Source organism: Gordonia sp. UBA7599 (assembly GCA_002477755.1).
Taxonomy (GTDB): Bacteria; Actinomycetota; Actinomycetes; order Mycobacteriales; family Mycobacteriaceae; genus Gordonia.
The window spans coordinates 14,676-27,633 of record DLKD01000004.1 but is presented as its reverse complement, the minus strand read 5'-3'; the positions used below and the strand labels follow the sequence as shown (position 1 = coordinate 27,633).

Sequence of the window (12,958 nt, the reverse complement as noted above, 5' to 3'; positions counted from 1 at the left end):
GATCTCGCCGATCATGACGATGAGCTTGGTCTCCGGATCCTTCTCGAACGCCTCGATGGCATCGATGTGGGTGGTGCCGATGACCGGGTCACCGCCGATGCCGATAGCGGTGGAGAAGCCCAGGTCGCGCAGCTCGTACATCATCTGGTAGGTCAGGGTGCCCGACTTGGAGACCAAGCCGATCGGCCCCTTGCCGGTGATGTTGTTGGGCGTGATGCCCACCAGCGCCTCACCGGGGGTGATGATGCCCGGGCAGTTCGGACCGATGATGCGAGTCTTCCCACCCTTGTCGACGTTGTAGGCCCACGCGTACGCGGAGTCCTGCACCGGGATGCCCTCGGTGATGACCACCAACAGCGGGATCTCCGCGTCGACAGCCTCGATGATGGCGTCCTTGGAGAAGGCCGGCGGCACGAAGGCGATCGACGTGTCTGCCCCGGTCTTCTCGATGGCCTCGGCGACGGTCGCGAAGACCGGCAGCTCGACGGCGTTACCGTCGGCGTCGACGTGGCTGACTGTCGTGCCGGCCTTGCGCGCATTGACGCCGCCGACGACGTTGGTGCCCGCCTTGAGCATCAGTGCGGTGTGCTTGGTGCCCTCACCGCCGGTGATGCCCTGGACGATGACCTTGTTGTCCTTGTTCAGAAAGATCGACATGTCTTCAAATCCTCACTTGCTCGCCAGTTCGGCAGCCTTGTCGGCGCCTTCGTCCATGGTTTCGGCGAGCGTGACCAACGGGTGGTTCGCATCGGCCAGGATCTTGCGACCCTCGTCGACCTTGTTGCCGTCGAGCCGGACGACGAGCGGCTTGCTCGCAGCCGAGCCCAGCTTGTCCAGTGCGCCGACGATGCCGTTGGCCACCGCATCACAGGCGGTGATGCCGCCGAAGACGTTCACGAAGACGCTCTTCACCTGCTCGTCGCCCAGGATGACGTCGAGACCGGCCGCCATCACGTCGGCCGAGGCGCCGCCGCCGATGTCGAGGAAGTTGGCCGGCTTCACGCCGCCGTGCAACTCGCCCGCGTAAGCGACCACGTCCAACGTCGACATGACCAGACCGGCACCGTTGCCGATGACACCGACCTCACCGTCGAGTTTGACGTAGTTGAGGTCGTTCTCCTTGGCCTTGAGCTCCAGGGGATCGGTGGCATCCTTGTCTGCGAACTCGGCGTGGTCGGGGTGCCGGAAGTCGGCGTTGCCGTCGAGCGTGACCTTGCCGTCGAGCGCCAGAATCTGGTCTGCGGGGGTGCGCACCAACGGATTGACCTCCACCAGCAGCGCATCTTCCTCGACGAAGACCTCCCAGAGCTTGGCGATGGTGATCGCGGCGGCGTCGAGGACCTCAGCCGGGAGGTGTCCCGCTTCGGCGATCTCGCGGGCCTTGGCGACGTCCACACCGGCAACCGGATCGATCGAGATCCGGGCGAGGCGGTCGGGCTTGGTCGCAGCGACCTCTTCGATCTCCATCCCGCCTTCGACCGAGCACATTGCCAGGTAGTCCCGGTTCGCGCGGTCGAGCAGGAAGGAGATGTAGTACTCCTCGGCGATATCGCTCGCCTCGGCGATGAGCAGCTTCTTGACGATGTGACCCTTGATGTCGAGTCCGAGGATGTCCTCGGCGTGCGACAGCGCGTCCTCGGGCGTAGCGGCGAACTTCACGCCGCCGGCCTTACCGCGTCCGCCAGTCTTGACCTGGGCCTTGACCATCACAGCAGAGCCGATCTTCTGGGCAATCGCGAGGGCCTCAGCAGCCGTCTCAGTCACACTCCCGGCCGTGCCAGGCACCCCGTGCTTGGCGAAAAGTTCCTTCGCCTGGTATTCGAAGAGATCCATAGGATTCACCGTTTCTTCTTTTATGGCGCCCAGCGAATGGATGTGACGCGGGCGATACATCGGACTTTAAACCCAGGCCGCCCACACGCATCGAGCGGCTCCCGCTCACAAACGCTAGAGCAGGTCAGACCCGGTTGCGGGGGGTTGGCAACATCTGTGGAGATTGTCACGCGCCGCCAACAAAACACTCCGAACATTGGACTTGAGGCCCCGACTCCGATACCTTCGTTGGGGTGCCAAGTCACGAAATGGTTACGAAGACCGACGAGATGGGCAGTTAGGCAGGATTGTGGCGCAACAACGCAACGGGGTAATCGAGCACGCAGGGCGTCGTTTTGTGGCGCCCCTCGACGCATCGGCCGTCGTCGCCGCCCGCACTCCGACCATCTCTCCGGCAGACCTCGATGACGGGTCCGACACCCTCACACTCAGCAACGTGAACTGGGCGGGAGCCATCCGCAGCGGGCGCACCCTGGATCCCAAGACCGTCACCAGCTCGGAGATCACCCAGGACATCGTGATCTCGGAGTACGAGTACCGCACCTCCTACGCCCCCATCCCGACGGCGCCCGTCACGCCCGAACCGGCCCCGTCTCTCATCGAATCCGGTGAGCTCGACGAGCTGCCCATCAAGCGCGCCGCGCGCCCCCAGGGGAAGCCGCGCAAGAACGGCAAGCACCGCATCAGTGCCCCGCCGACGACGCTGAAGGGCGGTCGAGCCGCACTTGTCGCACTCGCGGCCGGCGCCGCTGTCGCGGCTGTGGCGGCCGCGGCCTCCGTGGACAAGTCCACGACCACTGCCACCGCCGCCGACGGCACCCCCGACCTGGGTCCCGGCGTCGTCACCGGCAGCACCGACACCGACATGAGCGCCTTCCAGCGCGGACTCAACAAGGGCTCGCAGCTGGCCGCCGCCGAGCAGGCGCGGGAAAACCTCAAGCGCCGCCCGCTGTACACCTCGCCGATCCCGCTGGGCGTGTACACCTTCACCTCCGGTTTCGCGAACCGCTGGGGCTCCTTCCATGGCGGCCTTGACCTCGCCGCTCCGCTGGGCACCCCGATCCACGCCGCCACCGATGGCGTCGTCATCAACGCCGGCCCCGCGTCGGGCTACGGCAACTGGATCCAGGTGCGGGCCGAGGACGGCACCGTCACCATGTACGGCCACATGGCATCGTCGGGCGTCCTGGTCCAGAAGGGCCAGCATGTCACCGCCGGTGACGTCATCGGCTTGGTCGGCAACGAGGGCTTCTCCTTCGGCCCGCACGTGCACTTCGAGGTGTGGAAGAACGGCACCACGAAGATCGACCCCATGCCGTGGCTCGCGCAGCACGGCGTGCGGATGTCGGCCTACGTCGGCTAATCCCGACACAACAGCTACCAAAACCCACAACAGCTACCGTTGCGACGGTAGCTGTTGTCAGTTTCTGTAGCAGATCGCCTACAGTTTCTCTCCTGGCAGCCCGCCGAGGGTCATGAACGTCATGCGCCCGATGCTGCCACCAAAATCGAAGACGATGCGCTCGGTCGGACCGGCGCCCTCCTTGGCCACCGCCTTGCCCAAGCCGTACTTCGGATGGTTCATCCGGTCGCCGATGTCGTAGTGCACGGTGCTGTTGCGGCCGCGCGTCGGAGCGCCGAACGACTCACGGCCGCGCTGGCGGTCAGACCCAAAGCCCCCGCCCGAACCGAAGCCGAAGGCGCCCGAGGCGTGATGACGCGACGCCGAGCGTCGAGGCTCGGTGCGCCGCCAGTCCAGCAGGTGGCCGGGGATCTCGGTGAGGAAGCGCGACTCCGGGTTGGACACCGGCTGCCCCCACGACGCCCGCATCAAAGCACGGGTTAGATACAGCCGCTCTTTCGCACGGGTGATTCCCACGTACGCCAGACGACGCTCCTCGCTGAGCTCGGCCGGATCGCCGAGAGAGCGCATGTGCGGGAAATGTCCGTCCTCCCAGCCGGTGACGAATACGACCGGGAACTCCAGGCCCTTCGCGGTGTGCAGCGTCATCAACGTGACCACGCCGGCCTCGGAATCGGGTACTTGGTCGGCGTCGGCGACCAGTGACACCCCTTCCAGGAACGCGGCGAGCGACCCCGGCTCCGGCTCGCCTTCACCGTCGACCTCATCGTCGTCGACCACCGGCGCTTGCGCCGCCTCCTCCGCAGCCGTGGCGCTGAAATCCCGGGCGACGGCGACAAGCTCGTTGAGGTTGTCCAGCCGCGCCCCGTCCTGCGGATCGCGCGACGCCTCCAACTCGGCTCGATACCCGGTGCGGTCGACGATCGCTTCGACGAGTTCACCGACGTCGCCGGCCTCCGCCGTTGCGTCGACGACGATCTGGTCGGCGTCCTCGCCGGACCCGAACGCTGCCAGGAACTCCCGCCGAAGCCCCTCGATAAGGTCGACGAACCCGCTGATCTGGTTGACCGCGCGCGTGTTCAGCAGCGGAACCGTTCCCCCCGTGGCCTCGACCAGCGCCTGATAGAAGCTGATCCCACGGTTCTCGGCGTGCACCGCGACGCATGCCTCCGCGCGGTCGCCGATACCGCGCCGAGGCGTGTTCAAGATGCGCCGCAGGCTCACCGTGTCATCGGGGTTGGCGACGGTGCGCAGGTAGGCGACGATGTCACGCACTTCCTTACGCTCGTAGAACTTCGTGCCGCCGACCACCTTGTACGGGATGCCGTGGCGGACGAAGACTTCCTCCACTGCACGCGAGCCGGTGTTGGTGCGGTAGAAGACGGCGATATCGGAGTAGGCGCGGCTGGCCGAACCGCCGATCGAGTAGTCGGTCAGCCCATCGATCTCGCCGGCGATGAACGTGGCCTCGTCGCGGTCGGTATCGGCGACATAGCCGACGATCAACTCGCCGTCGCCCGAGTCGGTCCACAGCCGCTTGGCACGCCGGTTCGGGTTCTGCGCGATGACCGCGTTCGCCGCCGACAGGATGGTCTGGGTGGAGCGGTAGTTCTGCTCGAGCAGGATGGCCTGCGCGTTCGGGAAGTCCCGCTCGAACTCCTCGATGTTGCGGATCGTCGCACCACGGAAGGCGTAGATCGACTGGTCGGCATCGCCGACGACGCAGAGCTCTGCGGGTGGCGGATCGGCGTTCTCATCGTCACCGGTCAGCTCCCGGATGAGTACGTACTGGGCGTGGTTGGTGTCCTGGTACTCGTCGACGAGGATGTGGCGGAAGCGGCGACGGTAGTACTGCGCGACATTGGGATGACGCTGCAGCAGAGCCACCGTCTCGCCGATCAGGTCGTCGAAGTCGAAGGCGTTGGCGCTGCGCAGCCGCCGTTGGTACATGTCGTACACCTTGGCGATCACGGCCTCGGCATCGCCATCGGCTGCCCCCTCTGGGATCTCCACCTGATCGGGTGCCACCAACTCGTTCTTGAAATTGGAGATGGCCACGGCCAGCCCGCGCGCCGAGAACTTCTTGGGGTCGAGTTCCAGATCGCGGATGATCATCCCGAGCAGTCGGCGCGAGTCGTCGGCGTCGTAGATGGAGAAGTTGGAGTTCAACGTCTCGCCGAGCAGTCCCGACTGTGCGCGCAGGATGCGGACGCACATCGAGTGGAACGTCGAGACCCACATCGCACGGCCTGCACCGCCGACCAGGTCGACGACGCGCTCGCGCATCTCCGCGGCCGCCTTGTTGGTGAACGTGATCGCCAGGATCTGTCCCGGGCTCACGTCGCGCTCGGCCAACAGGTAAGCGATCCGGCGCGTGAGTACCGACGTCTTACCGGACCCGGCGCCTGCGACGATCAGCAACGGAGACCCGGTGTGCACCACCGCCTCGCGTTGCTGTGGGTTCAATCCGCGAAGCAGTTCCTCAGCACTCATCTCGCCGTCCAGGCTACCGGGCCCCTCCGACAGTCTCCGGGACCGGCGCTACTTCACCAGCTCACCCTCGGCGACTTCGCCGACACGGCCCGCCCCGGTGTGCACGGCGAGCCCAGGGGTCAGCGGGCGCAGCGTGATCGCGGTGCCCCGTCCCGTGGTCTGCACGTAGACGACGTGCAAACCCGCGCGCACATCGACGACCATCGGCGTACCGCCGACCAGCGCCACCGTCATCTGTCCGTCGCGGTTGGCGCAGTACCCCATCGCGATCGTCCACGTCCAGTTCAGCAACGGCCCCGAGAGCGGTACCCGCGTCACACCGCGCACCTCCGGCGCGGCGCAGCTGCCCGCCCCGGCTGCGAATGTGCGCGCCGGCGTCACACCGCCGGCGACGAGTCGGCCGCGCTTGTCGAGCACCTTCAGGTCGTCGGTGACCGTCCCGAACCGGGCACGGTTGCGGACCCGGCCGAACGTGTGGCTGATCTGGTTCTCCGGGTTCGCCACCGGCGTCAGAATCTCCAGCGGCAGCGCCTGATCGAACATCGTGCGCCCGGTGTCGGACTGCAGCGAAGCCCGCGCCGTGCGCAGGTACTCGGGAGTCGGGTTGTTGCGCCACGACTGCGAGAAGTGCAGCAGCCCCCATCCCGACGACACGACGAGCACCGCCACCGCGGCCCCCGCACCCACCCGAAGTGCACCCCGACGTTCCGCCGTGCCGGCCCGCTCCGGGGCTGGTACGGCCAGCACGAGGGCCAGCGCCGCGGCCATCACCAGCGCGGAGTCGGGCAGGTACCGCATCGTCTGCGCCAGCTCCAGCGCGGTGTTGGCACTGGACCGGTTCCACATCACCGGGATCTGCGCGGCCACGACGTAGGCAGCCGCGGCGACGACGATCGGCCAAGCGCCGCGTCGTAGCTTCACGATCACACCGACGACGATGGCCAACACCGCCCAACCGGCAAGAATCTGCCACAGCGGCGCGAAGCCCATCGGCGGGCTCGGGATCCACCGGTCCCACGTCCATGGCCCGCCCACCAATGACGGGATCACCGCGTTGTTGATCGTGCGCCATGTCAGGTGCAGCGTCTGGCCGACGCTGTGTTGCCCGGCGGCACCCTGCCCGCCGGTCACCGAGAGGAAGACCACCGCCCACACCACGGTCAGTGGGGCCAGCACTTGCCACAGCGGCCGCGCCCCGACGAATGCCGCGGCGAGCGGACCCGGGATCGACGACGAGCCGCGGTCGGTGCGCACCCGCCCGAATCGGCACCACAGCACCGTCGAGAGGAAGACGACGGGAAGGATGTAGAGCGACTTCTCGAAGCACGCCAGCGCCGCCAGGTAGATCAGCGAGCTGCGCACGACGATGAGCCGGGTCGAGACTCCGCCGCGGCACAGGAGCACCGCATCGCCGATCAGCCAGGCCATCGCGAACTGCATGGGCAAAGAGTTGAGACCGGCCGACCACCACACGTACGACGGCACAGTCATCGGCGTGAACAGGAAGAACGCCAGCACCAGCACCTGCGCCCATTGCGAGCGGGCCGAATCCGAGTCAGACAGGATTCGGATCATCCGCCACACCGCCAGCGCCACCGCCGTCGCCAGCACCACCAGGGTGACCGCCGCCGGCCACCAGTGCGTCGGCGCCAGCAGCGTCGTGAGGCCTGCGACGAGGAAGGCACCGGGCATGAAGTGCCCATCGTGATTGTGGGTGAGGTACTCCCACCCGAACACGTTGTGCGTTGAGGCCCGCCCGATCAGGATCAGATCGTCCCAGTAGAAGCCGCCGGTCGCGACCAACACGATGCGTGTCGCGACGTAAGCCGCTATCAACCCGACCGCAACGAGCCCGACCACCGACCGCTTGCCCGGAGCGTTACCTCTTGAAGCCAAACGATCCACGCCTCGAATCGTACGGGCGCCGTCTTCTCCAAGCGGGGACCCCACGATCAGCATGGCCTTTTGCCCGGAAACCGGTGAAAACGACAGGTTGATCGGCTGCGCGGCGTCGCGTGGCAAAATCGTCGTCGTGAGCGACCAAACGCAGCCCTTCGATCCGGCAGACCACAACCTGTCCGACGATGTCACCGTGCTGCCCGACGACATCGAGGTCCTGCGCGTCGAGATCGACCGGCTCGATGCGATCATCCTCGCCGCGATCAAGCGGCGTTCGGCGGTGTCCAAGCGCATTGGGGCGGCGCGAATGGCCTCGGGCGGGCCGCGCTTGGTCCACAGCCGCGAGGTCAAGGTCCTCGACCGCTTCGCCGACCTCGGCCAAGAAGGCCACACCCTGGCGATGCTGCTACTGCGCCTGGGCCGGGGGCCGTTGGGCCGATAGACCGGCGCCCGGACAGAGCCGATAGGCCAGTGCCCCGGCGGCAACCGAGCGCAGACCATATGGTGGAACCATGAGCGACGATGTGACCGCCACACAGTCGTGGCACGCGCTCGCGGCCCACCAGCCGCACGTGTACGCGACTACCCTGCGCGAGCTGTTCGCGCTCGATCCCGATCGCGGCAACGACCTCGTGGTCACTGCTGGCGACCTGCGCATCGACTACTCGAAGAACCGCGTGACGCGCGAGACTCTGGAGCTGTTGCTGTCGCTGGCCCGAGAGACCGGCGTCGAGGAGCAGCGCGACGCCATGCTCGCCGGCGCCCGCATCAACACCTCTGAGGACCGCTCGGTCCTGCACACCGCCCTGCGCCTGCCCGCCACGGCCAAGCTCGTCGTCGACGACGTGGAGGTGGTCGCGCAGGTCCACCAGGTCCTCACCGCGATGGGCGCGTTCACCGATGCCGTCCGCTCCGGGGCGTGGCGCGGCTTCACCGGCGAGGCCATCACCGACGTCGTCAACATCGGCATCGGCGGCTCCGACCTGGGGCCGGCGATGGTGTGCGGCGCGCTGCGGGACTACCACGACGGCCCGCGTACCCACTTCGTGTCCAACGTCGACCCGGCCGACATCCTCGCCACCCTCGACGGTGTCGACCCCGCGACGACGCTGTTCGCCATCTCGTCGAAGACGTTCACCACGCAGGAGACCCTGTCCAACGCACGGGCCGCACGCAATTGGTTGGTCGACGCGCTCGGTGATTCGGCCGCGGTCTCGCGGCATTTCGTCGCGGTCAGCACCAACACCGAGGCCGTCGCGGCCTTCGGCATCGACCCGGCAAACATGTTCGAGTTCTGGGATTGGGTCGGCGGGCGCTACTCGGTCGACTCGGCCATCGGGCTCTCGGTGATGCTGGCGATCGGCAAGGAAGGATTCGCCGAGTTCCTCGACGGCTTCCACACGATCGACGAACACTTCGCCTCGGCGCCGCTGGAGGCCAACGCCCCCGTCCTGCTGGGCATGCTCGATGTCTGGTACGACAACTTCTTCGACGCCGGCAACAAGGCCGTGCTGCCATATGCCAACGACCTCGCGCGTTTCACCGCCTACCTGCAGCAACTGTCGATGGAGTCCAACGGCAAGTCGGTGACCCGCACCGGGCACCCGGTCTCCTGCGACACCGGCCAGGTGTGGTGGGGCGAACCGGGCACCAATGGCCAACACGCCTTCTTCCAGCTCCTGCACCAGGGGACGCGGATGATCCCGGCCGACTTCATCGGTTTCGCCACGCCGTTCCGCGACGTCATCACCGACGACGGGACGTCGATGCACGACCTCCTGATCAGCAACTTCCTCGCTCAGACAAAGGTCCTCGCCTTCGGCAAGACCGCCGAGGACATCGCCGCCGAGGGCGTGGCGCCCGAGCTCATCGCACACAAGGTGATGCCAGGCAACCGGCCGTCGACGACGATTTTTGCGCCCAAGCTGACGCCGTCCACCCTGGGTCAGCTGATCGCCCTCTACGAGCACCAGGTGTTCGTCGAAGGAGCCGTCTGGGGCATCGACTCCTTCGACCAGTGGGGTGTCGAACTGGGCAAGAAGCAGGCGTCCGAACTTCTCGGGGCCCTCACCTCCGCCGACCCGCCGGCCGACCTGGGCGACTCCTCCACCGACGCGCTGGTCGCGTGGTACCGGGCCCAGCAGGGTCGCAGCGTCTGATTGCGCTCGCGTCGGAAGGGTCTTCAGACCATCCGGCGCGACACCGACCCGGGCAGGTGGCGCATCGCCGCCGCCAGCGGCTCCCACGGCCAGCGCGGCACCGCGGCGTACTCCTTCTCCGCCTCGATGGCGGCCACCATGGCGGCCACCCCGTCGTCGGTCTTGGTCATCAGTCTGGTCTTCACGCCACGGTTGATGTCGGTCTCGATGTAGCCGGGTTCGATGATCGTGACGGCGATCGGCTTGCCGGCGAACTCCGCCTGCAGCGCCTGCCCCAGGGCCGTGACCCCCGCCTTCGACGCCGAGTACGCCGCCTGCGCCTTGGGAAGGCCGCGGTTGGCGCTTACCGAGCTGATGAGTACGAGGTGCCCGTAGCCCTGCTCCCGGAAGATCTCCAGTGCCGCCTCCGCCTGGGCCAGCGCGCCGGCGAGGTTCGTCTGGACGGTCTCCAAGTTGGCCCTGGCCTTGCCGGTACCGATCGGCGCACCCTTGCCCAGCCCGGCGTTGACGATGACCCGGTCCAGACCGCCCAGTTCGTCGCGCAGCTTGCCGAAGACCACCGGCACCGAGTCGAAGTCGGTGACGTCAAGCTGCGCGACGGCCACCTGCGCGGCGCTGTCGCGCAGTTCCGCGGCCAGCGCCTCGAGCCGGTCGAGGCGACGCGCACATAGCGCCAGCGCCCGTCCTTGCGCGGCGAATGCGCGCGCCATGCCCTCGCCCAGCCCGGAGCTGGCACCGGTGATCAGGATCTTCTCGCGTGTGGTCACCACGCCACCCTACTCACTTGAGCAGTCGCGACATTCGACGGTCGGCAAGCTTCTTGCCACCCGTCTGACAGGTCGGGCAGTACTGGAATGACCGGTCGGCGAAGGCGACCTGCGCGACGGTGTCGCCACACACCGGGCACGGCAACCCGGTGCGCGCGTGGACCTGCAGCCCGGAGCGCTTCTCCGCCTTCATCGTCGCCACCCCGCCCGGTCCCTCGAGCCGCGCGAGTGCGTCGCGCAGCACCTCGGTAATTGCCGAGTGCAACGCGTCGAGCTGGTCGTCGGACAACCCTTTGGCGGTGGCGAACGGCGAAAGTCGGGCGCGGTGCAGGATCTCATCGGAGTAGGCGTTGCCGATGCCGGCGATGATGCGCTGATCGGTGAGCAGGTTCTTGATGCGGGCTGAACTGCCCGCGCAGATCTGCGCGAGCTCACCACGACTCAATGCCAGCGCGTCGGGGCCCAGCCCGGCGATCCGCTCGACGTCGAGCGGATCGGTAACGACCCACACCGCCAGCCGTTTCTGCGTACCTGCCTCCGTCACATCGAACCCCTCCCCCGGCAGGCCCGCGTGCACGCGCAGCGCGATGGGACCCTTGCCGCCGGGGCGCGGCGGCGTGGGCGACAGGTTCTCGCTCCACCGCACCCATCCGGCGCGCGACAGGTGGATGACCAGGTGCAGCGGCTCGCCGTCGTCGGCGCCCACAGTCGTAATGACGAGGTATTTGCCGATCCGGCCGACCGACGCGACGGTGCGGCCCACCAGCGCCGTGTAGGGCGGATCGGCGGTCTTGAGAACCGCCAGCGACGCCACATCGACGCGGCGGATCGGGAGTCCGGCCATGCGCTCGTCGAGGAAGTCGGCTATCGCCGTGACCTCCGGTAGCTCGGGCATGGGTCAAGTGTGCTCTAGTGAGAGGGTGAGTGCACAGCTGTCCGACGGTGAGTTGGCGGCCGAGATCGCCCGTGGCGCCGGCCGGATCCTGCTCGGCGTGCGCCACGGCGGTCTGCTCGACGGCCGGTTGATCGGCGATGCCGGCGACCAGATCGCACAGGCGTGGATCGGTGCGGCGCTGCGCCGCCGACGCCCGCACGACGCCGTCCTGTCAGAAGAAGCCGACGATGTCGGCGACCGTTCGACAGCGGAGCGGGTGTGGATCATCGACCCCCTCGACGGGACCAGCGAGTTCTGCCACGGCACCGCCGACTGGGCGGTTCACGTCGCACTGACCGTCAACGGTCGGCCCACTGCCGCGGCCGTGGCCATCCCCGCGCGCGACGAGCTGTTCCGCTCCGACGACGTCGAGCAGGTCGGGGGCTCGTTGACCGGGCGCATCGCGGTCTCCCGCTACGGCGGCAGCTACGAATCCGCGCACGTCGCCAATGCCTTGGGGCTCCAGCGCGTCTCGATCGGATCCGCCGGGGCCAAGGCCATGGCGGTGGTGCGCGGTGATGTCGACGCTTACGTGCACGCGGGCGGGCAGTACGAGTGGGACAACTGCGCACCGGTCGGCGTGTGCGACGCCGCGGGACTGCATTGCAGCCGACTCGACGGCTCGGAGATCATCTACAACCAGCGCATGCCATACATGCCGGACTTCGTGATCTGCCGGCGCGAGATCGCCGACGACGTTCTAAGTGCCCTCGACAACGTCTGGTGAGCGCAACAGGTAGATGTCCATCACCCAACCGGCCCGGCGCTTGCATTCCTCGCGGGCAGCGCTGATCTCGTCGGCGACCTGCTCGACGGGACCGGAGATCACCACCTCGTCGTCGGTGCCCAGGTTGGCGCCCCAATAGATCTCGTCACCGGGCCGCGCGGCCGCGCGGAAGGCCTCCGCGCCGTCGAGCATGACGATCTGGTTGCCCGCCACTGCCTCCGGCGTGCTGGGCAGGCGGCGTCCGGTGGTGATGTGAACGGGTTCGCCGATGCGGTTGGCGGTAATCCCATGGGCGGCCGTCAATGCCGAGGCACTGGTCACGCCGGGGATTACGGACAGGTGCACCGACCAGTCCGGCCGCGCTGCCAGGGCATCGACGACGCGCAACGTGCTGTCGTAAAGCGACGGGTCCCCCCACACGAGGAATCCGACGACCCGATCGCGCCCCGGCTGCTCGGGGAGCGCCGCGATGGCCTCGGCGATGGCATCGACGCGGGCCGCGTGCCAGCGGCGCACCTCGGTGGCGTAGTCAGAGGGGTGGCGATCACGCGGCGGATCGGCGACGACGAGGACGTCGCAGTCGGGCGCGTAACGCTCGAGCATCTCGGTGCGCAGCCGCCGCATCGACGCGGTGGACTCACCCTTGTCGAGCAGCACCACGGCGTCGAGACGGCCCAGTGCGTCGACGGCCTCGAGGGTGATCTGTCGCGGACCGCCCGGTCCCACGCCGATCACCGCGACGTCGACGGTGTACCGCGCACCGCGGCCCGGCACCCTGTCGGG

At 67.7% G+C, this 12,958-nt stretch carries 11 protein-coding genes; 4 read left to right on the top strand and 7 right to left on the bottom strand.

Annotated features, from left to right (window positions below):
* Both B4L26_RS00245 and sucC read right to left on the bottom strand, forming a co-directional pair.
* On the bottom strand, positions 1–657 hold a 657-nt coding region (locus B4L26_RS00245; protein WP_290714408.1), incomplete at its 3' end, for a succinate--CoA ligase subunit alpha.
* Positions 658–669: 12 nt separating this feature from the next.
* Positions 670–1,833: an ADP-forming succinate--CoA ligase subunit beta gene (gene sucC, locus B4L26_RS00240; protein ID WP_290714407.1), complete on the bottom strand. Its 1,164-nt coding sequence runs from the start codon at positions 1,831–1,833 to the stop codon at positions 670–672.
* Between the two features lie 337 nt (positions 1,834–2,170).
* Here sucC and B4L26_RS00235 point away from each other — a divergent pair, with 337 nt between their 5' ends.
* Complete coding sequence (locus B4L26_RS00235) at positions 2,171–3,196, top strand: M23 family metallopeptidase (RefSeq protein WP_409563490.1); 1,026 nt, start codon at positions 2,171–2,173, stop codon at positions 3,194–3,196.
* 78 nt (positions 3,197–3,274) lie between these two features.
* Here B4L26_RS00235 and B4L26_RS00230 read toward each other — a convergent pair whose 3' ends face one another.
* Entirely contained in the window at positions 3,275–5,689 is a 2,415-nt protein-coding gene (locus B4L26_RS00230; protein WP_290714406.1) for a UvrD-helicase domain-containing protein, read from the bottom strand.
* A gap of 48 nt (positions 5,690–5,737) precedes the next feature.
* Positions 5,738–7,594 (bottom strand): hypothetical protein, encoded by a 1,857-nt coding sequence (locus B4L26_RS00225; RefSeq protein ID WP_290714405.1) that lies wholly within the window; start codon positions 7,592–7,594, stop codon positions 5,738–5,740.
* A gap of 127 nt (positions 7,595–7,721) precedes the next feature.
* On the opposite strand from B4L26_RS00225, the gene B4L26_RS00220 reads away from it, so the two are divergent.
* Positions 7,722–8,030 carry a chorismate mutase gene (locus B4L26_RS00220; protein ID WP_290714404.1) on the top strand — a complete coding sequence of 103 codons (309 nt, stop codon included), beginning with the start codon at positions 7,722–7,724 and terminating at the stop codon, positions 8,028–8,030.
* A gap of 70 nt (positions 8,031–8,100) precedes the next feature.
* Positions 8,101–9,747 carry a glucose-6-phosphate isomerase gene (gene pgi / locus B4L26_RS00215; protein ID WP_290714403.1) on the top strand — a complete coding sequence of 549 codons (1,647 nt, stop codon included), beginning with the start codon at positions 8,101–8,103 and terminating at the stop codon, positions 9,745–9,747.
* 23 nt (positions 9,748–9,770) lie between these two features.
* On the opposite strand, the gene B4L26_RS00210 is transcribed toward pgi, so the two are convergent.
* On the bottom strand, positions 9,771–10,514 hold the full coding sequence (locus B4L26_RS00210) for an SDR family oxidoreductase (RefSeq protein ID WP_290714401.1): 744 nt from the start codon (positions 10,512–10,514) through the stop codon (positions 9,771–9,773).
* A gap of 13 nt (positions 10,515–10,527) precedes the next feature.
* A complete protein-coding gene (locus tag B4L26_RS00205) occupies positions 10,528–11,409 on the bottom strand; it encodes an Fpg/Nei family DNA glycosylase (RefSeq protein ID WP_290714400.1) in 882 nt (293 codons plus the stop codon).
* On the opposite strand from B4L26_RS00205, the gene B4L26_RS00200 reads away from it, so the two are divergent.
* Positions 11,408–12,175, top strand: coding sequence for a 3'(2'),5'-bisphosphate nucleotidase CysQ (locus B4L26_RS00200; RefSeq protein ID WP_290714431.1), 768 nt, complete (start codon positions 11,408–11,410; stop codon positions 12,173–12,175). The genes B4L26_RS00205 and B4L26_RS00200 overlap by 2 nt on opposite strands.
* Here B4L26_RS00200 and cobF read toward each other — a convergent pair.
* Positions 12,149–12,949 carry a precorrin-6A synthase (deacetylating) gene (gene cobF / locus B4L26_RS00195; protein ID WP_290714399.1) on the bottom strand — a complete coding sequence of 267 codons (801 nt, stop codon included), beginning with the start codon at positions 12,947–12,949 and terminating at the stop codon, positions 12,149–12,151. The two genes, B4L26_RS00200 and cobF, sit on opposite strands and share 27 nt — an antisense overlap.
* Positions 12,950–12,958: the final 9 nt, after the last annotated feature.